Below are 21586 nucleotides of genomic sequence, written 5' to 3'. Positions count from 1 at the left end.
GATGACAACCGAACCAACGACGGATGTTCTGACAAGAGACCAGGTGCCGGCCGAAGAAACGTGGCGGCTGGAAGACATCTTTGAAACCGACCAGAAATGGGATGAGGAATACAAGGCAGTGGAACAGCTTGCCGAGAAAGCGGATCAATTCCGGGGAACGCTAGGGGAAGGGCCGGACAAGCTGCTGGCCGCGCTCCGTTTCCGTGATGAGCTATTTGAGCGCCTGCAGCGCCTTTACACGTATGCCCACATGCGCTACGACCAGGATACGGCGAACAGCCATTACCAGGCGATGGACGGCCGGGTGAAGACGTTGTACGTGAAGGTCGCGACGGTATTTTCCTACTTCACCCCCGAATTGCTGTCCATTGAAGAAGCGGAGCTGAAACGGTTCATTGATGAAGATGAAGGACTCGGCCTTTACCGACAGGCGCTGGAGGAAGTGAACGCGCAGCGTCCGCACGTTTTGCCGGCGGAGCAGGAAGCCCTCCTCGCCCAGTTCTCCGAAGTGGCGGGATCCCCGTCAGAGACGTTCGGCATGCTGAACAATGCCGATCTCGAATTCCCGATGATCAAAGACGAAGAGGGGAAAAAGACGCAACTGACACACGGCCGCTACACGACGTTCCTTGAAAGCGGGGATCGTTCAGTCCGCGAATCCGCCTTCCGGGCGATGTATGACACGTACGGCAAGTTCCGCAACACATTCGCCTCCACGCTGTCCGGCAACATCAAAGCCAACAACGTGAATGCCCGCGTCAGGAACTATGGCTCCGCACGAGAAGCGGCTTTGTCCAACAACCATATACCGGAAAGCGTTTATGACAACCTCGTCGGCACGATCAATGAACATCTTCCGCTGCTCCACAAATATGTCTCGCTCCGGAAAAAAGTGCTCGGCGTTGATGAATTGCATATGTGGGACATGTACGCACCGCTCGTCAAAGATGTCGACATGAAAATTCCGTACGACAAGGCGAAAGGCATGATGCTCGAGGGACTTGCCCCGCTTGGCGAGGAATATGCGGAGATCCTGAAGGAAGGCCTGGAGAACCGCTGGGTGGACGTGCGGGAAAACAAAGGAAAGCGTTCCGGCGCCTACTCGTCCGGCACGTATGGGACGAACCCGTATATCCTCATGAACTGGCACGACAATGTGAACAACCTGTTCACGCTTGCGCATGAGTTCGGCCACAGCGTGCACAGCTACTACACGCGGAAATCCCAGCCGTTCGTTTACGGCGACTATACGATCTTCGTCGCGGAAGTCGCATCGACCTGCAACGAGGCACTGCTGAACGACCACCTGCTCAAGACACTCTCCGATGAGCAGCAAAAGATGTACTTGCTGAACTACTGGCTGGAAGGTTTCCGCGGCACGGTGTTCCGCCAAACGATGTTTGCGGAGTTTGAGCACGAAATCCACAAGCTCGACCAGGAAGGAACTGCACTCACCGCCGAAAAGTTGACGGAAACCTATTATGAGCTCAACAAGAAGTACTTTGGCGAGGACCTTGTGGTGGACGAGGAAATCGGCCTGGAGTGGGCACGGATCCCGCACTTCTACTACAACTACTACGTCTATCAGTATGCAACCGGATACAGTGCGGCCGTGGCGCTCAGCAATAAAATCCTCGAAGAGGGACAGCCGGCGGTCGACCGCTACATCGGGGAATTCCTGAAGGCCGGCTCGTCCGATTACCCGATCGAAGTGTTGAAGAAGGCAGGCGTCGACATGACGACGCGCGAGCCGATTGAGGCCGCGTGCCGTGCATTCGGCGAAAAGCTCGACGAACTCGAGAAATTGCTCGGACAGTCGGAATAAGACCGATAAACAGGCTGAAAAGCGGGCCGGGACCCACCGGCAGCGCACAGCCTTTTCTCTTGCATATTTTTGATAAGTGAATTCTGAATTACTTTTCAAATATAACGATTCAAGGACTGAAAACGTTCACAATGTGACAACCGTGTGAAAGTTCATGTGAAAACTTGCGCATACTATTATTCCGTGTTAAATTAAGACTGTGAAATATTTCACCAAACAAACACCCCTTTTGTTTGAACGTGAACATTTCCCCCATCCCCTTCGTGTAATACGAAACGCACCCGCTCCTCCCCCGGAGCGGGTGTTCTTTTTGTTTAATGGAGGCTGTGGACGGTCCGCTTCCCCGCGGCCGATCGACATGAATAAAGCCCTGCACGGCGTCATCGGCCGTGCAGGGCTGTTTTATGATGGCAGTCAGAGGTCCAGTTTGCGGCGCCAGAGCTTCGTCCCGGAGAAGGGGACACATTCGACGCGCCGCTGGAGGAGGCGCTTCTTCAGTTCGCGCTCCGCCGTGCGGATGTTCACTTTATAAATGGCGGCAATTTCGTTGGTCGTCAGCGAATCAAACCGCTTGAATAATTCCTCAAGAGAAGGGGGGACGGATTTTTCCATTTGCTCGCCGAGCAGTTCCTCCAGTACTTTCACATAGATTTCATAATCATGGACGCCCTCGACCATCAGGCCCTCGTCTTCAAATTTGTTGTTGAAAAAGACGAAGCTCGGGGCGTTGTCGACTTCCATTTCCCTTGAAATGTATAAGTCGCACTGGAAGGACTTGGCGGCATTCACTGAACGGAAATCCTGGATGAATTCGTCCACGTCAATTCCGATCCGGTCTGCAATCTCGATCAAAGTTTCCTGTGCGCTGACGTCCCTTCCTTTCAGAAAACGGTAGTCGAACAGCTTGGACAAGTACTTGAATCCCGCCCGCTTGCCCTGGAACTCTGCGGCTTTGATCGCCACTGCGGGCAAAGCCGGATGAGCGGCATTCAGGATGGATGCATCCACGGCGTGGGGGAGGGCGCGTTGTGACGCCCTCGACATTTTCATGATGACCCGGTAGGTGAAGTACCGGTCATATTCGACCTGGAGACGACGGAGGACGGGGATCAGATCCCAGCAGACGGCATCCCCCGGGTCGATGAATACATACAGCTCAAGCGGCTTGGACGGCTGTTCGAGTTCCGTGCTTTCGGATGGATTCGGCATGAGGTTCAACTCGATCCCTCCCCGGCCGGATCTTTGATGTTGACCATATGGTTGGCGGTCAAGATCAGGCGGTTATAAAAGTCGTCCCGGATTTTCCCTTCGAGTCCGGCTTCGTCCATCGCCTCTGCCATGCATTCAAGCCAGGCCTGGGCCCGGTCATAGGTGATCGGGAAAGGAAGATGGCGTGCCCGGAGCATCGGGTGTCCGTGTTCCTGCGTGTATAGGTTCGGTCCGCCGAGGAATTGGGTCAGAAACTGCTTCTGCTTCCTTGCGGTTTCGGTCAGGTCGTCCGGAAAAATGGGCGTAAGCATCGGATGCCGGGCGACTTTTCCATAGAAGCGGTCAACAAGATCGGACAGGCGTTCCGCTCCGATCTCTTCATAAGGAATGATGGGTTTCCGGGTCATGATGCATGCTCCTTTTCAAATTCCATTGGCGTCTTTGTTGGCGATGATTTTAAAATCATTCTATCAACCACCCTTCCGATTCACAAATAAATCGATTTTCCGGCGTCCGGAAGCCGTCCCGTCCATATTGGGAACTGCGCAATGGCACGCTCTGTGATAGACTGAAAACGACTATGCATGATGTAAGAAGGGAAGAGGGCATGTGAAGAGCAATCTGATGATCCGCGGGGCGGAAAAAAGAGGGGAACAGATGGAATTCCTCCTCAAAGAAGGAACGGTGCTGCCGGAGGTGAAGCCGTCCGGCCGGATGATCACCGACACGGATTCGGGGACATTCGTCTATCTGCTGGACGACGGGGAGCAGTTCCTGCAGATCCATTTTCCGGAGGAAGTGTGGCCGGTGATGGCCGAAGCGCTCCGAGAAGGGCGGAATCCGATGCTTACGGACGGCAGCCGGACTGTGTCACTCGACCGTTTTTCGGATGAACTCGATATGCTCATCTTCAATATCGAAGGCAATGACAACTATGGAGATGAATTCTCCGCGGCGGTGGAATCCGCCTTTCACGAAATCCTCGGGGCCTGAAGGGTCCGGACGAACGGGGGAGTAAACAATGGGACAATGGGAACGATTCCTGGAACCTTATAAACAGGCAGTCGATGAACTGAAGATCAAGCTGAAAGGGATGCGTGCCCAGTTTGCAACGGAGATCGAGCATGCGCCGATCGAATTTGTGACGGGCCGCGTCAAGCCGCTTGCCAGCATCTATGACAAGTCGCTTGAAAAAGGAGTCCCGTTTGAACCGGGGGAAGAACTGGCGAAGGAGCTGCCGGACATTGCCGGGCTCCGGATCATGTGCCAGTTTGTCGATGACATCGGAACCGTCGTGGAAAGCATCCGGAACAGGAAAGACATGCGGGTGGTCGAGGAACGGGACTACATATCCCAGAACAAGCCGAGCGGCTACCGGTCCTACCATATGATCATCGAGTACCCGGTGCAGACGATCCACGGCGAGAAGGCCATCTTCGCCGAAATTCAGATCCGGACGCTCGCCATGAACTTCTGGGCTTCGATCGAGCACTCCCTCAACTACAAATACAAGGGGGATTTCCCGCAGGAGATCAAAAAGCGGCTTCAAAGCGCGGCAGAGGCGGCTTTCTCGCTCGATGAAGAAATGTCGCAGATCCGTGACGAAATCCAGGAGGCCCAGCGGTTCTTCAGCGAATACCGGGGAGAAGCGCGCGAAGAGGCCCGCAAGACCGATGAAGGAGGCGGGGGAGATGAAGTTTTCAATCCAGTCGAGAGGCGATGACCTGTCCAATGCACTGGCAGAACAGGCGAAAGGATATCTTGCGGACTTCGGCATGATTTTCGACGAAGCGGAGCCGGACATCGTGCTGACGATCGGCGGCGACGGAACGCTCCTCCACGCATTCCACCGCTACCGGGACCGGCTGGCGGACACGGCGTTCGTCGGTGTGCACACCGGCCATCTCGGATTTTACGCGGACTGGAAGCCGCTGGAGCTGGAGAAGCTGGTCATCTCGATCGCCAAGCAGGAATATGACGTGATCGAGTATCCGCTGCTTGAAGTGACGATCCGCTACAGGAGCGGGATGAATGACGCCGTTTATCTGGCGATGAATGAATCGACGGTCAAGTCTCCGGACGTTACGCTCGTCATGGACGTGGAGCTGAACGGCATGCCGTTTGAGCGGTTCCGGGGAGACGGGCTGTGCGTTTCGACGCCGTCCGGCAGCACGGCCTATAACAAGGCGCTCGGCGGCGCGATCATCCATCCGTCGCTGCAGGCGATGCAGCTGACCGAGATGGCGTCGATCAACAACCGTGTGTTCCGGACCGTCGGATCGCCGCTCGTGCTGCCTTCCCATCATTCATGTGTGCTGAAGCCGGTGAAGGGACCCGATTTCATGGTCACGGTCGATCATCTTCATCTTCTGCACAAGGACGTCAAGACGATCAGCTACCGGGTGGCGGATGAGAAAGTCCGCTTTGCCCGCTTCCGTGCCTTCCCGTTCTGGAAGCGCGTCCACGACTCGTTCATCGACTCGGACATCGGCACCGATGCTTGATGACCGCCGCTTCCGTCTCACTTTCACCGCCGGCGAGGAGGGCGGGGAGCTGGGGCGCTTTTTGTCGGAGTGCGGCATCTCCAGAAGGACGCTGACCGCGGTGAAATACCGCGGCGGGCACTTGTATGTGAATGGCTCGGAACGTACGGTCCGCCATCGGCTTTCGCCCGGCGATGAAGTGACGGTCATCTTTCCGCCCGAGGAGCCGGCTGAAGGGCTTTCGGCGGAGGACGGGCCGCTTTCGGTCGTCCATGAAGACGATGCGCTGCTCATCATCGACAAGCCGGCCGGACTGGCGACCATTCCGTCAAGGGATGCTCCCGGCGGAACGCTGGCCAATTTTGTCGCGGGGAAGTTTCAAAGAGAAGGGATTCCCGCAACCGCCCATGTGGTCACGCGCCTTGACCGAAACACATCGGGTCTCGTCTGCATGGCGAAAAACCGCCACATCCATCATCTGCTGTCGGAGCAGATGAAAGCGGGCGGCCTGTTCAAACGTTATGCTGCGATAGCACCCGGTCGCTTCCGTAGCGGCCATTTCATGATTGATTCTCCGATCGGACGCAAGGACGGCAGCATCATCGAGCGGACGGTCCGGCCCGACGGCCAGCGGGCGCTGACGGAGGTGAGCGTTGTCCGGTCGGCAGAAGCGGAGGGACGGCTGCTGAATGAGCTGTCGGTCATTCTTCACACGGGCAGAACCCATCAGATCCGTGTGCATCTCGCATCAATCGGTCATCCTCTTGAAGGCGACAGCCTGTACGGCGGAAGCGTTGACCGGATCGGAAGGCAGGCGCTGCACTGCACGGAGTTGTCGCTTGGCCATCCGCTGACGGGTGAGCCCGTAAGTTTTCTCAGTCCATTGCCGGAGGATATGCGGCGGATGGGACTCAGTCCGGGAACTCGCTGAATTTTTCCGGCTGGAACGGCTGCCGGGAAGGGACGCTGACGGCCGTTTTTTCCGGATAGCGCAAAGCGGTCAATTTGCCGCCGAACACGCAGCCGGTGTCGATGTTGACGGTATTGTTCACAAACCGGCAATCCCTCACCGGCGTATGGCCGTAGACGATGAAAGCTTCGCCGTGATACTGTTTCGCCCAGTCTCGTCTGACAGGCCGTCCGTCCGGAAGCGTCTCGCCCGTCGTGTCCCCGTACAGAACAAAACTTTTAAGCCGGCTGCCGCTCGTGCGGCCGATGAGATCCCGGGAAATCCCGGCATGCGCGATGATGAGTTTCCCGCCGTCGAGCTGCCGGTAAAGCGGGAGCGACTCGTATAGCCGGATAAACCGGCGGCGGATATGCTCCCGCTCTTTTCCCGGCAGCCCATCCAGTTCTGCGACCGTCGTCTCCAGCCCGTGCTTGAGCTGGACGTTATTGCCCAGCATATAACGGTATAATTTATTGCAGTGATTTCCCGGGGAATAGATGAGTTCTCCTGCGTCTTGAAGGGTGAACAGGAATTTCATCATTTCGACAGATTTCGGACCCCGGTCTGTGACATCACCGACAAACGCCGGCTTCCGGCCGTCGGGATGAGCGGGCCGGCCGTTTTCCATCCGGTAACCGAGTTTGCCGAACAGTTCCATGAACTCGTCAAAACACCCGTGGACGTCTCCAAAAATATCAACTTTCATTTTCATCACTCCATTCCCGGCAGATCGTACTTATCAGTGTACCCTTTGAAGGCCGGGTTCAACATCATCCCCGCTGCATCCCGGATGCGCGGGACCAAGCGGAAGGAGGGGACCGGCATGCCGGAACTGCTCAATGAACAAGATGAACAACATATCGATGAAGAACTTGTAACCCGTTTTTTGGAAGAGGAAAAACCGGAGTTGTTCAGGGAGGAATTCCTTGCCGGACACCCGTATGACCAGGCCAAGTACTATGAGAAGGCCGGTCCGGACCTCCGCGAGAAAATGTATCAATTCCTGTCCCCGTCGGAGCTGGCCGAGATCTTTGAAGTCTCGGAGATTCCCGACGAGGAGTTCGACGGTTATCTGGAAGAGATGGACACGAGATATGCAGCCCAGATGCTCGCCCAGATGTACGCCGACAACGCAGTCGACGTCCTAAACGAACTGGACAAGTCCAAGGCGCTCACTTATCTGACGCTGATGGAGGACGAAGACGCCCGGGAGATCAAGGACCTGCTTCATTACGAAGAATATACGGCCGGTTCGATCATGACGACGGAATACGTCACGATCCCCAAAAACTCGACGGTGCGCTCGGCGATGGCCATCCTGCGCAACGCGGCACCCGAAGCGGAGACGATCTACTACATATTCGTGACGGATGACCACAACCATCTGGCCGGCGTCGTTTCCCTCCGGGACATCATCATTGCGGACGAAAACTCGATCATCGGCGACATCATGAACGAACGGGTGGTGAGCGTGCTGGTGAGCGCGGACCAGGAGGAAGTCGCCAGGACGATGAAGGACTATGATTTTCTCGCCATTCCGGTCGTCGACTTCCAGCAGCACCTGCTCGGCATCATCACGGTCGATGACATCATGGACGTCATCGAAGAAGAAGCATCGGACGACTATTCCAAGCTTGCGGGTGTTTCGGATATGGATACGCTTGACCGCAGTCCGCTGTCCGCGGCGAAAAAACGGCTGCCATGGCTCATTCTCCTGACGTTCCTCGGGATGGTGACCGCCAATCTGATGGGTCACTTTGAAAAGACGCTTGATCAGGTGGCGCTGCTGGCCGTGTTCATCCCACTCATCGCGGGCATGGCGGGAAACAGCGGCACCCAGTCGCTCGCAGTCGCCGTCCGGGGGATTGCAACAGGAGACATCGAAGAAGAAAGCAAGATGAAGCTCCTCATCCGGGAAGCGGGGACCGGCCTGATCACGGGCAGTGTGTGCGGCGTGTTCGTATTCGGGCTCGTGTTCCTCTGGAAGCATGAGGCGATCCTCGGCATGCTCGTCGGGGCGGCGATCCTCGGGTCGATTTTTGTGGCGACGGTAGCGGGTTCATTCATCCCTCTGCTCATGCACCGGATCAAGATCGACCCGGCCGTCGCTTCGGGGCCATTCATCACGACTTTGAATGACATTATCAGCATTTTGATTTACCTCGGCCTCGCCACGCTGTTCCTTTCCCAGCTGTAGAAGTGCAGGTGGCCGTTTTGCGGTGATGCGCATACGATGGGGAAAAAGGATGTGGGCAATGAAAACCCGGGAAGCGGGACCGATGCTGTTTGTTGATTCGCCGCCGATTCATTTTATCTCCGAGCCGGTATACTCGAAGGTTTGGCACGGAGCGGAGGAAGAAGTGGAGGAGCCGCAGGCGGAGGGTCTTCCGGTTAAAGCGGATGCGGTCGATGGGAAACTGGACGAAAGCACGTCCGTTTATACATTGCCGGGAAGGGCGGAAGAAACCGAAAAAATCCTGGCGCAGCTCCGATTCCTCACCCGGCCGTTCCAGCGTCAGGCTTACCGGCCGATCCAGTTCCGCCTGAAGGGCGGCGGTGCCGTCACGGGTGACATTGAGCGGATGGAAGACGGGAAGATCCACATCCGCAACGCGGTGGAAGAAGGCGACGTCAGAGAAATTCCGATCAAAGAACTGGAAGCCATCTGGTGGAAGGGAAAGCCGTTCCCGAGGTGATCCGGGAATAAGTTAAAATAAAAGCGGGGCAGCAGCCGGCAAAACCGGTGCTGCCCCGCTTTTATTGTCTTTAAATATGGGGACAATGAAGAACCGCCCGGCAGTGCCGGGCGGCAGGACACCGCACGAACGGGCGGTCAGTCGCACAAGTCGAGGAAGCAGTCGGCGACACATTGTACGCCGCAGAAGCAGCTGATATCTACGGTGACACAAATGTCGGTTGCTTCGAAGCAGCACATGGTCGTCGTGCTCGCTGCGCCTTTGCGAAGCGCACGAAGCGTAACACAGCAGCCGTCATCCATAATATCTTCGATACGGAAGAAGCAGAACTCCTCATACGTGCTGGATGTGCAGGTCAAGTCTTTCACCTTGAACGGACAACCGTCTTTGGTGAGGAGCACGATGACCCGGGTGTCGATTGGTGTACGGCGAGCCGGGTTCACAAGGCTACCGAGCGGCTCGAGGAAACAGCTCGTTGCGCAAGTTGCACATTCCTCTGCACCGGCATCCTGGATGTCCTTGATGACACGGATGACATCACACAGGCAGTTCTGGTCGAAGGAAGAAGATCCGGAGACGAAATCTTTTCGTCCGCAACAGCCCATTTTTCTACACCTCCTCCCCTTTTAGCTCTCTCTACTCTATGCACGGCATGAATCTGCGGCCGGGCGAGCGTCCAATCTCTTAAAGGACCGGCTGCAGTCTGTACTGGCCAACACAATGGAATTGATTGCATACCGGCCGCGGCGGACGGTCATACTGAGGGGAAAACGGGAGGTGGCGTCTTGAAGAAGTTGCTGGGAGCCGCCGGCATCGCCGTGATCCTTTCGGGGTGCGGCCAGGGTGCGGCAGACATCCGGGTGGCGGGCGAGCCGGAGCAGGAAGACGAGCGGCGCGCTGAACAGGTGTTGCACGGGGAAGACCGCATCTCCTCTGCGATTGCCGTGTTTGTGGAAGAAGATCTGCTCATCGGGGTGGACGTCAAGCCGTTCAGCCGGTTCAACAAAACGAAGATCGAGGAGAAGCTGAAGAAGAAGCTGGAAAAAGAGTTTCCCGAACGGACAGTGACCTTGTCCGGCGACCGGAAAATTTATTGGGAAACCGACAAGCTTGATGAGTTGAAAGACAAAAAGAAACTCCACGACAAAGTGGAGACGATCAAATCCCTTTCAAAGGAAGAGACCTGATGGATCAGAAAACATACACGCAGCTGGAACAGAAAATGACACCGAAAGTGCCGCTGGCCGGAAATTTGATCCGGGCCTTCCTCGTGGGCGGTTTGATCTGTGCGATCGGCCAGGCCATCATGTACTTTTATATGTATTTCTTTGACTTCACCGAAAAGACCGCAGGAAATCCGACCGTGGCGACACTCATCTTCATCGCCATGCTGCTGACCGGCTTCGGAAAATACAAGAAAATCGCACAGTTTGCAGGCGCCGGATCCGCCGTACCCGTGACGGGTTTCGGGAATGCGATGATTTCCGCTGCCATTGAACATCGGACGGAGGGGTATGTGCTCGGTGTCGGCGGGAACATGTTCAAGCTGGCCGGATCGGTCATTGTGTTCGGCGTCTTTTCCGCATTTGTCGTTGCCCTCATCAAAACGATTCTCGTGAAGCTCGGGGTGATCGGATGGTAGCCAGGGGAATCCTCAACTTTCCAAGCAGGCCCTCGATCCGCGCAGCAGCCGTGGCGGCGGGACCGCTCGAAAAAAAGAAAAGCATATTCGGTCCGCTGTTTGACAAGCTCCATGACTCGGAGTTGTGCGGGGAAGACACGAATGAAAAAGCGCACAGCCGGCTGATCGAGGACGCCTGCGGGCTGGCACTTGAAAAAGCGGGCGCCATGCCGGCGGATGCGGACTTTCTCCTCTGCGGAGATCTCGTCAATGAAATGACACCGTCGAACTTTGCAGCGGCGAATCTGCATCTTCCGTACATCGGGCTCTTTTCCGCCTGTGCCACATCCGTCTCATCGCTTGCGGTGGCCGCTCTTTTGACGGAATCAGGAGCGTCGAGACTTGCGCTGGCCGGCTCTGCCAGCCACCACAATTCAATCGAGCGCCAGTTCCGCTATCCGATCGAGTACGGATTCCAGAAAGGGCCGACTGCCCAGTGGACGGTGACGGCGGCGGGGTTTGCGGCCGTCACGCAAAACGAGCCGGGCTATCCGGAAATTCGCCGTGCGACAATCGGCCGGTCGGTCGACTACGGGCTGACCGATCCGCTTAACATGGGCGCCGCCATGGCACCGGCGGCGTTTGATACGCTGAGCCGCCATCTTTTCGGCACAAACAGTGTCCCCGGCGACTACGACGCCATCATCACCGGCGATCTCGGGTCCGTCGGGTCGTCGCTGTTCCGGCAGATGGCAAAGGAAGAAGGGCTTGAAGTGAGGCGGTCCAAATGGCGGGATGCCGGTGAAGAATTTTACGGCGACGACCCTTCATTCTTTGCGGGGGCGAGCGGAGCGGGCTGCTCGGCAGCGGTTTATTTTTCGGATGTGTTCCAAAAGATGTTGGCCGGGGAATACAGGCGGGTGCTGCTCATCGCAACGGGCGCCCTGCTGTCCCCGCTTTCATTCCAGCAGGGCGAATCCATTCCGTGCACCGCCCACGCGGTGGAACTTTCAATGAGCGGAGGGGGACAGTCATGATTATGTCTTTCATCGTGGCCTTCGTCGTCGGCGGTCTCATCTGCGTGGTCGGCCAGCTCCTGTTTGACGTGGCCAATCTGACGCCGGGACACACGCTCAGCCTGCTCGTGGTGGTGGGGGCTGTGCTTGACGGTTTCGGTCTCTATGAACCGCTGATTGACTTTGCGGGCGCGGGCGCCACCGTGCCGATCACCTCATTCGGCAACTCCCTCGTGCACGGCGCACTTCAGGAAGCGGAAAGACACGGTCTGATCGGAGTCATCACGGGCATCTTCGAAGTGACGAGCTCAGGCATCAGCGCCGCCATTCTGTTCGGCTTTATCGCATCCCTCGTTTTCCGGTCGAAGGGACGCCCTTAAACCAATAAAAACCAGCGGCCGATTTATGAGGGCCGCTGGTTTTTGCATGAAAGGTCACTGAATTCTCACATAGGGGTCCGCTCAATTCCGCAACCGGGCGAATGACCAAACCCGTTTGTTTCTGCCCGCATACACTGTACGGAACAGGAAAGGAGGGAATGCTATGTTTGGCTACGGTTGCGGCGGCGGCGGCTTTGGCGGCGGCGGTTTCGGAGGCGGCGGCTGGGGTTGCGGCGGTCACGGTGGTGGCGGCTACGGCGGGCGCTATGGAGGTTCCATGTTCGTCCTGATCGTCATCCTGTTCATCCTGCTCATCATTGTCGGTAAGAGTTATACCAATTGCTAAGGAGGAAACAGGATGAACGAGTCGCTTTTCCGGAAAATCGAAAATAAGACCGGTGTGGCGATGGATGAACTGTTCGCACTTGCCAATGCAATCCAGCATGCCAACTTCCAGGATGAGCGGCAAGTGAGAAAAATCATCCGAAAGGTCGGCAGGCTGGCGAAGAAAGACGTTTCCAAACAGCTTGAGGACCAGATTGCCGAGTCGATCCTGAAAAGCGGGAACTCCTTGAATGTCGGAGATATCCAGCGCATGATCGATAAAAACAGCTAACAAAAAATCCGCGCGGGACATCGGGTCCCGGCGGATTTTTTCATTGGTCATAGCTGTTCATCTGTCGCGGCATGGGCCGACTGTTCCGCAGGCTCAAGGGATTTCTCCATTGCCCGGTGGGGGATGCCGGCGTCCAGGAATTCCGGTGAAGTGACCGTATAGCCGATCTTCTTGTAAAATTCCTGGGCATGCGACTGGGCGTTCAGCCGGATCTTGCTGAGTCCGACGCCGCGAGCATGGTCTTCCAGCATGACCATCATCCGCTGGCCGAGCCGCTTGCCGCGGTATTCGGGCAGGACGCAGACGCGTTCCACCTTGCCGGTGCCTTCTCCGATGTCCCGGATGCGTCCGGCTGCAATCGGCTGCTCGCCGTCGTAGGCAATGAAGTGGACAGCCGTTTCGTCGCCCTCATCCAGCTCGATGTGGAGCGGAACTCCCTGCTCCTCGACGAAAACGGTGCGCCGGACGGCGAAGGCATCTTGCCGCTCTTTGTCGGTCGATGCCAGCTTCAGGCTGACCAATGCTTACTGATCTCCCGAAAGAGTAAAGGTTTCATAGACGGTCCACATTCCGTTCTCGAGCTGGTAGAGAAGGTGGACGCGGTCGATCGTTTCGGTATGTTCCATCCCGGCCATTTTGATCTGGCCGATGACATCATCATGTTCGCCGGACGACATCTTCTGGGCGATCGTGATGTGCGGGACATACTGATGGGGCTCTTCGTTCTTGATGAAGTCGAGCGACAGCGCTTCGCGGAGAGCGAGAATGTCTTCGTTCGGCTCAACTTTGTAATAGATCGCATTCGTGACCGGCGCGAAAGTGCTCACCTTCGTGACATTCAGCTCAAACGGCTTGTGCTTCGATGCGACTTCGAGCAGTTGGTCCGAAGCTTCTTTCATGGACTGGCCCTCGATCTCGAACGGCCCGATGATCGTCATATGCGGCGGAATGAGCGCGTAGTGTGGATCATAGCGCTTCCGGTAGGCGTTGGCCTGATCTTGCAGTTCTTTTGATGGAAAAGCGACAATGCCGTATTTCATGCGATAACCTCCCAGTTGTGTTTTCACTTTTAAGAATATCAGAAAGCATCCGCTTAGTGTATATGCGAGCCTCCGAAAGCGAACCGGACGGCGCGCTCCAGATCCCGCTGCCAATACTTCCAAGTGTGCTCACCGTTAAATTCTTCATAGAACGAGGAAAACCCTTTTTTCTCGATCAATTTCCTCAATTCGCGGTTCGGTGTGAGGAAATCCCGGGTGCCGTCAGCCGTCGTCTTCACCTCGGTTTCTCCCGTTCCGATCACCTGGTAAATGTCGAAGCAGGACGGATCGGCGACCTGCTCAACCGCTTCCAGCACCTGGTCGTCGACAAACGGCGACTGGCAGACCGCCTTGCCGAAGATGTTCGGGTACTTGCAGGCGGCCATGAGCGAGACGGTCGCCGCCAGGGAGTCGCCGATGAGTGCCCGGCCGGCGCCGACCTGGTAAGTCGGGAAGGTCTCGTCAATGTACGGGACAAGTTCATGGGCAAGAAAGCGGATATAATCGGCCCTCCGGTCGCCGTCCGGGTGATACATCCGCCGGCGTTCGGCGACAGTTTTGTACGGGATGCCGACGACGATCGTCCGGTCGATTTCTTCATTTTTCCGAAGCTGTTCCAGCAACCGGGTGATGCGGCCGAACTGGAAGTAATCTTTTCCGTCAGAAGCGATCAGGACGGAATATTTATAGAGCGGCGAATATTGCTCCGGCAGGTAGACGAGCAGTTCCATGTCCTCGCCGAGCGATTCGCTGTACAGGCTGAATTCATTGATGCGTCCGTTTTTCAATCGGGGGCCTCCTCTGGGTGAAATGCTGTACACGCATTGTAGCATAACCGATACAATGGGTATAATGTGGGCAACCGTCCACCAGGAAAGGGGAATGTTCATGTTTGATCCAACCAAGATTGTGCCGTCCGATGTTGTCACGAAAGCCGCGAAAGACGCTCTGGAGCGGCGGGGGGTCAGCATCGAGGCGATTGCCAAGATTGTCTACGAAATGCAGGCGCCGTATAACGACGGTCTGGAAATCGCCCACTGTACAGAGTCCGTCGAGAGCGTCCTGAAAAAGCGGGAAGTCCAGCATGCGCTGCTCGTCGGCATCGAACTTGACGAACTTGCGGAAAAAGGGCTGATGTCCGAACCATTGCGACAGATCGTCACTTCTGATGAAGGGCTGTTCGGCGTGGACGAGACGATTGCGCTCGGTGCCGTGTTCACATATGGCAGCATCGCCGTGACGACATTCGGACACCTCGATAAAAACAAAATCGGCGTCATCAATGACCTGGATACGAAAAAAGGCATCGGTGTTCACACGTTCCTCGACGATCTCGTCGCAAGTGTCGCCGCCTGTGCATCGTCCCGGATCGCCCACCGCACCCGTGACCTTGAAGAGCAGGGGGCAACATTCCGGAACCTTCCTCCCGAAGAGACCGCACCGGAAACGGACATTGACGGCGCAGAGTTTTGAGCTGCCGGTCAAGGACTTCATGAATAACGAAAATCAGCCGCCGACACCTTCGGGCAATCGGGCGGCTTTTCTGTGCACAGATATCATAGTTTTATCAAAATTGAGGAGCGTTTTCAAAAAACATTGACAACTGAGCGATTGGTCATGGTAGAATAGGAGGAAGCGTTTACAAAACAAAGAGAAAAGGGGAGGACCAACTGATGAAGAAACGGTTCAGGTTTTTGGCCATTCTCAGCATCCTGGCACTCTTTGCGCTGGCGGCTTGCGGCAGTGACAGCGGCGGCAGTGCAGACGGGGATTCGGGCGGAGACAGCGGCAAAAAAGAAAGCGATATCAAATTCCTCAGTATCCTGACGGGCGGCACACAGGGAACTTACTATCCGCTCGGCGGATCATTCGCCGAGTTCATCACCGATGAAACAGGCATCAAGACGACTGCCGAAAGCTCCCAGGCATCCGCCGCCAATATGACGGCGCTTGCAGACGGCACCGCCGAAATCGCATTTGTCCAGACTGACATCGCCTACTATGCAAACAAGGGCGAGCTCATGTTTGAAAAGGACGGTGCGATCGATTCTGTGTCCGCGATCGGTTCACTTTATCCGGAGACGATCCAGCTCGTGACGACGGAGAAATCCGGCATCAAAACGTTCGACGACCTGAAAGGCAAAAAAGTTTCGGTCGGTGCGCCGGGCTCCGGAACATATGCGAATGCGGAACAGCTTCTTGAAATCCACGGCCTTTCAATCAAAGACGACATCAAGGCACAGAACCTTGACTTCGGCGAGTCCCAGGAGAGCCTCCAGTCCGGCCAGATCGACGCAGCATTCATCACATCGGGCACGCCGACAGGCGCGGTTGAAGCCCTCAATGCGGTCGCCAAGGTTAACATCGTCCCTGTTGAAGACGACAAGGCAGACGAACTCATCGAAAAATATCCGTACTACGCAAAAGACACGATCGAAGCCGGCACTTACGGCCTTGAAGAAGATGTTCCGACCGTTTCCGTCGGTGCAATGCTCGTCATTCAGAATGACATTCCGGATGATGTCGTCTACGACATTACGAAAGCCATTTATGAAAACGCGGACAAAATCACGCACGCCAAAGGTGCGCTCATCAGTGCAGAGAAAGGCCTCGACGGCATCGGGATTCCGGTCCACGCGGGCGCCCAGCGTTATTTTGACGAAGTGAACGGCAAGTGATGTCCATGCCGAAAACAGGAAGTGGAGCGATGAAGCCGTGCTTCGTCGCTTCATTTCTCTTTGTCCGAATCCGGCCGGAGTGAGCCCCATGCGAAAACTTGCCGTCTCGGCCGCTGCGGCCGGCCTGGTCGCCTGCTTTTTGTTCCTCCCGGTAATCGATGCATTTACATTTACGGAAGTGCGGGCGGAAAAGCCTGCAGTCCATTACATACCGATCCGGGGGGATGAGGAGTTTGTCATCCGGTATACGCACTCCATCCATCTTTCTGATGTTCTGGAATCTTATACCGTGACGAAAGACCGGAAAATCCGGCTTGTCAAAATGGAATACGAAGATCTGGCGATCGGCCTGCCGGGCCATGCGGAAGCTGGGGAAACGTTCACCGACCGGAACGGCAAATATACGCTTGAGTACGAGGACCGCGTGCTTGACGCTTTTGTCCTGTACGTGGCCGATATCGATACGGATCTGGAGTTCCGCCATGCCGGACGCCGATATGACCTGAAACAAAAGCTGGAACGGGGCAAGTCCTACCGATTCGAAGCGGAGAAGCTTTCCCTGTTCGACTTGATGAAAGGAATGAATATGAATGGCCGATAACAAAGAGCCGCTCAAGGACCCGGCGGAAGGGCAGTTGTCCGAGGAAGAGCAACAGGAACTGCTGAAGAAGTACGACCCGGAAGCCAATACGAGGGATCTCGGCGGCATCTTGAAACAAGTGGTGTTTTTCGGGTTGCTCGCTTTCTCGCTGTTCCAGCTGTATACGGCCATTTTCGGCCAGTATACCGCCTATATCCAGCGATCGATCCACCTCGGTTTTGCGCTTTCACTGATCTTTCTCCTGTTCCCGTTCCGGAGGAAGACGGCGAGGAAGGGGAGGGTCCCGTTCTACGATGTGATCCTGGCGCTTCTGTCGGTCGGCGTCGGTCTTTATTGGCCGCTGAATTACGCAGACCTCGTGCTCCGTGTGGGCCGGATGACGGACTTGGATACAATTGTGGCGATCATCGCCGTGCTGCTGACGCTCGAGGCGGCCAGGCGGGCTGTCGGACTGCCGATCACGATCATTTCGGTGGCGTTCCTCGTCTACGCCTTCTTCGGTCCTTACTTCCCCGGATTCCTTGCACACCGGGGGCAGGATCTGACGGCGCTCAGCCAGCTCATGTTCTATACGACGGACGGGATCCTCGGAACGCCGATCAGCGTTTCGGCCACATTTATCTTCGTGTTCCTCCTGTTCGGGTCTTTCCTCGTGAAGACCGGCGTCGGCCAGTACTTCAATGATCTGGCCGTCGCGGTCGCCGGCAAGCTGACCGGGGGGCCGGCGAAAGTCGCCATCTTCTCCAGTGCGCTCCAGGGAACGATTTCGGGAAGCTCCGTGGCGAACGTCGTCACGTCCGGTTCCTACACGATCCCGATGATGAAAAAGCTCGGTTACCGGAAGGAATTTGCGGGCGCCGTGGAAGCGTCTGCATCCACGGGCGGACAGCTCATGCCGCCGATCATGGGTGCCGCCGCGTTCCTGATGGTCGAATTCATCGGCGGCATCACCTACTGGGAGATCGCCAAGGCGGCGGCCATCCCGGCACTGCTTTATTTCGCAGGGATCTGGATCATGACCCACTTCGAAGCGAAGCGGATCGGGCTTTCCGGACTGACGGAAGACCAGATGCCGAACCGCCGCGAAGTGTTCAAGAAGATCTATCTCCTGCTCCCGATTCTCGGCATCATCATTTTCCTGCTCATCGGCATCCCGACGATGCAGGCGGCGCTCTGGGGGATCGTGCTGACGGTGGTCGTCAGTGCGTTTGACAAAAACACCCGGCTCGGATTCATGGACATGATCCATGCACTCGTGGACGGTGCCCGCACGGCGCTCGCCGTCGCGGCAGCCACCGCCTGTGCCGGGATCATCGTCGGCGTCGTCGTCAAGACGGGCCTCGGCCTGAGCCTGGCGAACGGACTCATCTCTGCTTCCGGCGGACACCTGATCCTGACGCTCTTCTTCACGATGCTGGCCGCCATCATCCTCGGCATGGGCTCGCCGACGACAGCCAACTACGTCATCACATCGACGATCGCCGCACCCGCGGTCATCGCGCTGCTCATGCTGGATGAGCCGGCGGGCGTGGCCGTACCGGTCGTCGTGGCGCTGTCTGCGCACCTGTTCGTCTTCTATTTCGGCATCATTGCGGACATCACGCCTCCGGTTGCACTTGCAGCGTTCGCGGCTTCCGGCATTTCGGGCGGAGATCCGATCAAGACGGGCGTCAATGCGGCGAAGCTCGCCATCGCGGCGTTCATCATCCCGTATATGTTCGTTTATAATCCGGCGATGCTCATGATGGATGCCAGCATTCTGGAGATCGTCTGGGTCACGGCCACTGCGCTTGCGGGCATGATTGCGATCGGCGCCGGATTCGTCGGCTACTGGTACCGGAAGCTGAACTGGATGGAGCGGATTGGTGCACTGGCGGCCGGGATCATGCTCATCTTCCCTGAGAACATGACCGACATTTTCGGAATTGCGCTGTTCGTCATTTTGATCGCCATCCAGATCATGACGAAAAACCGTGGAAGCAAAGGCAAGGTCGCTGCGGCCTGAATGAAGAAAAACCCCCGCAGGAGTTGAGGCTCCGGCGGGGATTTTCTTATCGTTGGTTCTGATCATTCACACTGATAAGCGCCAGGCCTTTGATCTTCATCAAATGCTCGAGCGCCGTCTTGAATGTGGCAAAGGCCTTCAGGTGCTGGATGATCGGCAACCCGGAGTTGACCAGTTCCCTGGCAAACTGCGGGGAGATGCCGACGACGATCACCCGGATGCCCATCAATCCGAGGGAAGCCGTCAAATTTTCAATGAATGAGCCGAGCACGGTCAGGTCATCCACCATGTTCAGGGAGAGGGCGGTGAAATCCACAATGGCGGAATCGGTCCGCGACTGCGCCGCGTGATTCAAGATCTTGGTGACGGCCCGGTCGAGCCGGTCCGGCGAGAGTTCTCCGGCAAACGGAATCAGGATCGTGTTCGGGAGAATGGAAGGGATGATTGGAATATGGGCTTCCTCGATCTGCTTTTCCAGGCTGCTCACTTGATCATTGAGCCGGGCGATGGTGGTTTTCAAATGTTTTTCGTCCATGATGTCCTCACAATCCAAATTAGTTTGATTTCTATTATACAAGTTCTTTTATGCGGGGAATATTAAAATAGACTTTTAGGCGGAATCAGTATGAAAATTGTTGTGAAAACAGAGAATCGCGGCCGCGAAAGAAAAAAATAAAACTTTTTTAGAAAAGCTGTTGACTTAAACGGGGAAGCCGTTTATTATAGGTAATGTGCTTGAGAGAGTTACCGAGTGACTCACCGCCGCACAACATCCCAGATATGATTCCGTAGCTCAGCTGGGAGAGCGCTACCTTGACAGGGTAGAGGTCGCTGGTTCGAGCCCAGTCGGAATCATCACTAAAACCTTACATAGGGTTTAAAAGACATCTTGCGCTTGCGTAAGATGTCTTTTTTTGCACTAGATGCAGATTCGCACTTAGAGCGCCGGTTTCGCACTTAGAGCGCCAGTTTCGCACTTAGAGCGCCAGTTTCGCACTTAGAGAGCCAGTTTCGCACTTAGAGCGCCGGATTCGCACTTAGAGCGTCAGTTTCGCACTTAGAGCGCCGTGTTCGCACTTGGAGCGTCAGATTCGCACTTAGAGTGTCAAGATTCGCACTCAATAACTTTATTTAAGAATGGAAACATAATAAGGACCGCATCCACTCCGGTTTTCCGTGAGGGTGCGGTCCTTATGTATTGCCAAATCGCGTTTCGGCAGACAGCGATTGTCGCTTGTTCAATCGTTATTGCTCCTGCGGGACGTTTTCTTGTTCCTCGGTGAAGTACAGGAAGTTTTCCTGCTCCAGTTCAGCGAGCCGTTCTTTGTTGATCCCGAGTTCCAGGTTACCTGTAAACATTTCATCCCACCAGTTTTCTTGTTTCATCATGACATTTCCTCCTTGATCTCATTCGTTGTTTGACTTCTCTATACCCTTCGGTGTTACAATCCGAAACAGAGTTAGATGCAAAACAAGCCAGAAGACCTATATTTCTATTTGTATTAAGGGAGGAGCCGTTTGATGAACAAGACGACAATCGCTGTGATTGGTGCCGGTATCGTGGGGGAACGCATTCTCCGCACGCTTTCCGGACATGCTGAGGCCGAGGCCATTGTGATTTATGATGCGGATGCCAAAAGATCTGAAGAGATGAGCCGGGCGTTTTCCGTGCCGGTTGCCGGTTCGCTCGAAGAAGTTTTTGAAATGAAGCCGGACTGGGTGTATATCGGCACGCCTCCGCGTTATCATGCGCCCATTGCAGAAGCGGCCTTTGATGCCGGGCTGGATGTTCTTTGCGAAAAGCCACTGGCCCATGATGCGGACACGGCAGCCCGGATGGCATCTGCCGCTGAACAAAGCGGCCGCTTGACCGCGATGCATTTTCCGCTTCTCTACAACCCGTCTGTCCGTGCTTTGCTGTCCGAAGCGGATTCGGGAAAGATCGGACCGCTTCTTCGGATCGAACTTCAGGCTCATTTTCCTCAATGGCCGCGAGTTTGGCAGCAGAACCCATGGATCGGCACCCGAGATCAGGGCGGGTTCATACGGGAAGTCTTCCCGCATTTCATTCAGATTATGAGCCGGCTCTCCGGCGCAATCGAAATTTCATCTAAAAGGACGGATTATCCGGCTGACCCCGCGCTCTGTGAAACAGGCGTCATCGCAGCAGGAACAACTGAAACCGGCGTTCCGGTCCTCTTCAACGGACTGGCCGGCGGAGCATCGGAAGAGCGCATCGAGTTCACGGTATACGGGACCGTAGGGGCGCTCCGCCTCGTCAACTGGTCGGATTTATACCGTGCGGAGGCGGGCGGGACGTTCGAACGGATTGACGAGTCGCCTTCTGTTCCCGGTTTGTTCGATGAGCTGATCCGCAAAAAGCGCGGGGAAGACGCCGTCATCGTGCCGTTCAGCGAAGGGGCCGTCATCCAGCGCACCGTGGATGGACTACTGTAATTTCCAATAT

The 21586-nt window shown here is 56.0% G+C and carries 27 protein-coding genes and 1 tRNA gene; 19 read left to right on the top strand and 9 right to left on the bottom strand.

Going from position 1 to position 21586, the window contains the following annotated elements; all coding sequences use genetic code 11:
* Position 1 precedes the first annotated feature (1 nt).
* The gene (pepF, locus tag ACFFIY_RS08260) at positions 2-1825 is read left to right on the top strand and encodes an oligoendopeptidase F (RefSeq protein WP_354197021.1); all 1824 of its coding nucleotides are present in this window, start codon (positions 2-4) and stop codon (positions 1823-1825) included.
* A gap of 414 nt (positions 1826-2239) precedes the next feature.
* On the opposite strand, the gene ACFFIY_RS08255 is transcribed toward pepF, so the two are convergent.
* Positions 2240-3034, bottom strand: coding sequence for a DsbA family protein (locus ACFFIY_RS08255; RefSeq protein WP_354197092.1), 795 nt, complete (start codon positions 3032-3034; stop codon positions 2240-2242).
* A gap of 5 nt (positions 3035-3039) precedes the next feature.
* Positions 3040-3441 carry a globin domain-containing protein gene (locus ACFFIY_RS08250; RefSeq protein WP_354197023.1) on the bottom strand — a complete coding sequence of 134 codons (402 nt, stop codon included), beginning with the start codon at positions 3439-3441 and terminating at the stop codon, positions 3040-3042.
* 202 nt (positions 3442-3643) lie between these two features.
* Here ACFFIY_RS08250 and ACFFIY_RS08245 point away from each other — a divergent pair, with 202 nt between their 5' ends.
* Genes ACFFIY_RS08245 through ACFFIY_RS08230 form a run of 4 tightly spaced genes read left to right on the top strand, consistent with a single transcriptional unit; the run spans position 3644 to position 6448 of the window.
* Complete coding sequence (locus ACFFIY_RS08245; protein WP_354197025.1) at positions 3644-4027, top strand: UPF0738 family protein; 384 nt, start codon at positions 3644-3646, stop codon at positions 4025-4027.
* A 28-nt stretch (positions 4028-4055) separates the two neighbouring features.
* Positions 4056-4757: a GTP diphosphokinase gene (yjbM, locus tag ACFFIY_RS08240; RefSeq protein ID WP_354197027.1), complete on the top strand. Its 702-nt coding sequence runs from the start codon at positions 4056-4058 to the stop codon at positions 4755-4757.
* Positions 4726-5538, top strand: coding sequence for an NAD kinase (locus ACFFIY_RS08235; protein WP_354197029.1), 813 nt, complete (start codon positions 4726-4728; stop codon positions 5536-5538). The genes yjbM and ACFFIY_RS08235 overlap by 32 nt, the downstream gene beginning before the upstream one ends.
* Positions 5531-6448, top strand: a complete 918-nt coding sequence (locus ACFFIY_RS08230) for an RluA family pseudouridine synthase (RefSeq protein WP_354197031.1) — start codon at positions 5531-5533, stop codon at positions 6446-6448. Before ACFFIY_RS08235 ends, ACFFIY_RS08230 begins: the two co-directional genes overlap by 8 nt.
* On the opposite strand, the gene prpE is transcribed toward ACFFIY_RS08230, so the two are convergent.
* Positions 6429-7172 (bottom strand): bis(5'-nucleosyl)-tetraphosphatase PrpE, encoded by a 744-nt coding sequence (gene prpE / locus ACFFIY_RS08225; RefSeq protein ID WP_354197033.1) that lies wholly within the window; start codon positions 7170-7172, stop codon positions 6429-6431. The genes ACFFIY_RS08230 and prpE overlap by 20 nt on opposite strands.
* 117 nt (positions 7173-7289) lie before the next feature.
* On the opposite strand from prpE, the gene mgtE reads away from it, so the two are divergent.
* Together mgtE and ACFFIY_RS08215 are read left to right on the top strand one after the other, a co-directional pair.
* On the top strand, positions 7290-8663 hold the full coding sequence (mgtE, locus tag ACFFIY_RS08220; RefSeq protein ID WP_354197035.1) for a magnesium transporter: 1374 nt from the start codon (positions 7290-7292) through the stop codon (positions 8661-8663).
* A gap of 58 nt (positions 8664-8721) precedes the next feature.
* On the top strand, positions 8722-9162 hold the full coding sequence (locus ACFFIY_RS08215; protein WP_354197036.1) for a hypothetical protein: 441 nt from the start codon (positions 8722-8724) through the stop codon (positions 9160-9162).
* 137 nt (positions 9163-9299) lie between these two features.
* On the opposite strand, the gene ACFFIY_RS08210 is transcribed toward ACFFIY_RS08215, so the two are convergent.
* Positions 9300-9767 carry a CotY/CotZ family spore coat protein gene (locus ACFFIY_RS08210; RefSeq protein ID WP_354197037.1) on the bottom strand — a complete coding sequence of 156 codons (468 nt, stop codon included), beginning with the start codon at positions 9765-9767 and terminating at the stop codon, positions 9300-9302.
* Between the two features lie 180 nt (positions 9768-9947).
* Between ACFFIY_RS08210 and ACFFIY_RS08205 the strand changes: the two genes are divergently transcribed.
* The 6 genes from ACFFIY_RS08205 (at position 9948) to ACFFIY_RS08180 (ending at position 12795) form a co-directional block, all read left to right on the top strand.
* Entirely contained in the window at positions 9948-10349 is a 402-nt protein-coding gene (locus ACFFIY_RS08205) for a hypothetical protein (RefSeq protein WP_354197039.1), read from the top strand.
* Positions 10349-10804, top strand: coding sequence for a stage V sporulation protein AC (gene spoVAC, locus ACFFIY_RS08200; protein WP_354197041.1), 456 nt, complete (start codon positions 10349-10351; stop codon positions 10802-10804). Before ACFFIY_RS08205 ends, spoVAC begins: the two co-directional genes overlap by 1 nt.
* A complete protein-coding gene (locus ACFFIY_RS08195; RefSeq protein ID WP_354197043.1) occupies positions 10798-11820 on the top strand; it encodes a stage V sporulation protein AD in 1023 nt (340 codons plus the stop codon). Before spoVAC ends, ACFFIY_RS08195 begins: the two co-directional genes overlap by 7 nt.
* Positions 11817-12179: a stage V sporulation protein AE gene (gene spoVAE / locus ACFFIY_RS08190; protein WP_354197045.1), complete on the top strand. Its 363-nt coding sequence runs from the start codon at positions 11817-11819 to the stop codon at positions 12177-12179. Before ACFFIY_RS08195 ends, spoVAE begins: the two co-directional genes overlap by 4 nt.
* A 163-nt stretch (positions 12180-12342) precedes the next feature.
* Positions 12343-12525, top strand: coding sequence for a YjcZ family sporulation protein (locus tag ACFFIY_RS08185; protein WP_354197047.1), 183 nt, complete (start codon positions 12343-12345; stop codon positions 12523-12525).
* 12 nt (positions 12526-12537) lie between these two features.
* Entirely contained in the window at positions 12538-12795 is a 258-nt protein-coding gene (locus tag ACFFIY_RS08180) for a stage VI sporulation protein F (RefSeq protein WP_354197049.1), read from the top strand.
* Between the two features lie 47 nt (positions 12796-12842).
* On the opposite strand, the gene ACFFIY_RS08175 is transcribed toward ACFFIY_RS08180, so the two are convergent.
* Genes ACFFIY_RS08175 through ACFFIY_RS08165 form a run of 3 tightly spaced genes read right to left on the bottom strand, consistent with a single transcriptional unit; the run spans position 12843 to position 14623 of the window.
* Entirely contained in the window at positions 12843-13316 is a 474-nt protein-coding gene (locus ACFFIY_RS08175; RefSeq protein WP_354197051.1) for a GNAT family N-acetyltransferase, read from the bottom strand.
* Positions 13317-13319: 3 nt separating this feature from the next.
* Positions 13320-13835, bottom strand: coding sequence for a 2'-5' RNA ligase family protein (locus ACFFIY_RS08170; protein ID WP_354197053.1), 516 nt, complete (start codon positions 13833-13835; stop codon positions 13320-13322).
* 53 nt (positions 13836-13888) lie between these two features.
* The gene (locus tag ACFFIY_RS08165) at positions 13889-14623 is read right to left on the bottom strand and encodes an alpha/beta hydrolase (protein WP_354197055.1); all 735 of its coding nucleotides are present in this window, start codon (positions 14621-14623) and stop codon (positions 13889-13891) included.
* Positions 14624-14723: 100 nt separating this feature from the next.
* Here ACFFIY_RS08165 and ACFFIY_RS08160 point away from each other — a divergent pair, with 100 nt between their 5' ends.
* The 4 genes from ACFFIY_RS08160 to ACFFIY_RS08145 all read left to right on the top strand — a co-directional run bounded on the left by ACFFIY_RS08160 (position 14724) and on the right by ACFFIY_RS08145 (position 19119).
* Positions 14724-15308, top strand: a complete 585-nt coding sequence (locus ACFFIY_RS08160; protein ID WP_354197057.1) for a phosphatidylglycerophosphatase A family protein — start codon at positions 14724-14726, stop codon at positions 15306-15308.
* A gap of 197 nt (positions 15309-15505) precedes the next feature.
* Entirely contained in the window at positions 15506-16513 is a 1008-nt protein-coding gene (locus ACFFIY_RS08155; protein WP_376837230.1) for a TAXI family TRAP transporter solute-binding subunit, read from the top strand.
* Between the two features lie 88 nt (positions 16514-16601).
* Positions 16602-17114: a DUF1850 domain-containing protein gene (locus tag ACFFIY_RS08150; protein WP_354197061.1), complete on the top strand. Its 513-nt coding sequence runs from the start codon at positions 16602-16604 to the stop codon at positions 17112-17114.
* Positions 17104-19119 (top strand): TRAP transporter permease, encoded by a 2016-nt coding sequence (locus ACFFIY_RS08145; RefSeq protein WP_354197063.1) that lies wholly within the window; start codon positions 17104-17106, stop codon positions 19117-19119. The genes ACFFIY_RS08150 and ACFFIY_RS08145 overlap by 11 nt, the downstream gene beginning before the upstream one ends.
* A 46-nt stretch (positions 19120-19165) precedes the next feature.
* On the opposite strand, the gene ACFFIY_RS08140 is transcribed toward ACFFIY_RS08145, so the two are convergent.
* The gene (locus tag ACFFIY_RS08140; protein WP_354197064.1) at positions 19166-19654 is read right to left on the bottom strand and encodes an STAS domain-containing protein; all 489 of its coding nucleotides are present in this window, start codon (positions 19652-19654) and stop codon (positions 19166-19168) included.
* A 247-nt stretch (positions 19655-19901) separates the two neighbouring features.
* On the opposite strand from ACFFIY_RS08140, the gene ACFFIY_RS08135 reads away from it, so the two are divergent.
* Positions 19902-19974: transfer RNA gene (locus tag ACFFIY_RS08135), tRNA-Val, on the top strand.
* A 390-nt stretch (positions 19975-20364) separates the two neighbouring features.
* Here the strand turns inward: ACFFIY_RS08135 and ACFFIY_RS08130 are convergent.
* Complete coding sequence (locus tag ACFFIY_RS08130; RefSeq protein ID WP_354197065.1) at positions 20365-20508, bottom strand: hypothetical protein; 144 nt, start codon at positions 20506-20508, stop codon at positions 20365-20367.
* Positions 20509-20640: 132 nt separating this feature from the next.
* On the opposite strand from ACFFIY_RS08130, the gene ACFFIY_RS08125 reads away from it, so the two are divergent.
* Positions 20641-21576: a Gfo/Idh/MocA family protein gene (locus tag ACFFIY_RS08125; protein WP_354197066.1), complete on the top strand. Its 936-nt coding sequence runs from the start codon at positions 20641-20643 to the stop codon at positions 21574-21576.
* Positions 21577-21586 lie beyond the last annotated feature (10 nt).

This window comes from Bhargavaea ullalensis (assembly GCF_042432615.1).
Classification (GTDB): Bacteria; Bacillota; Bacilli; order Bacillales_A; family Planococcaceae; genus Bhargavaea; species Bhargavaea ullalensis.
Note: the sequence above shows the minus strand (reverse complement) of the source record. Positions and strands in the feature narration are given on the sequence as shown.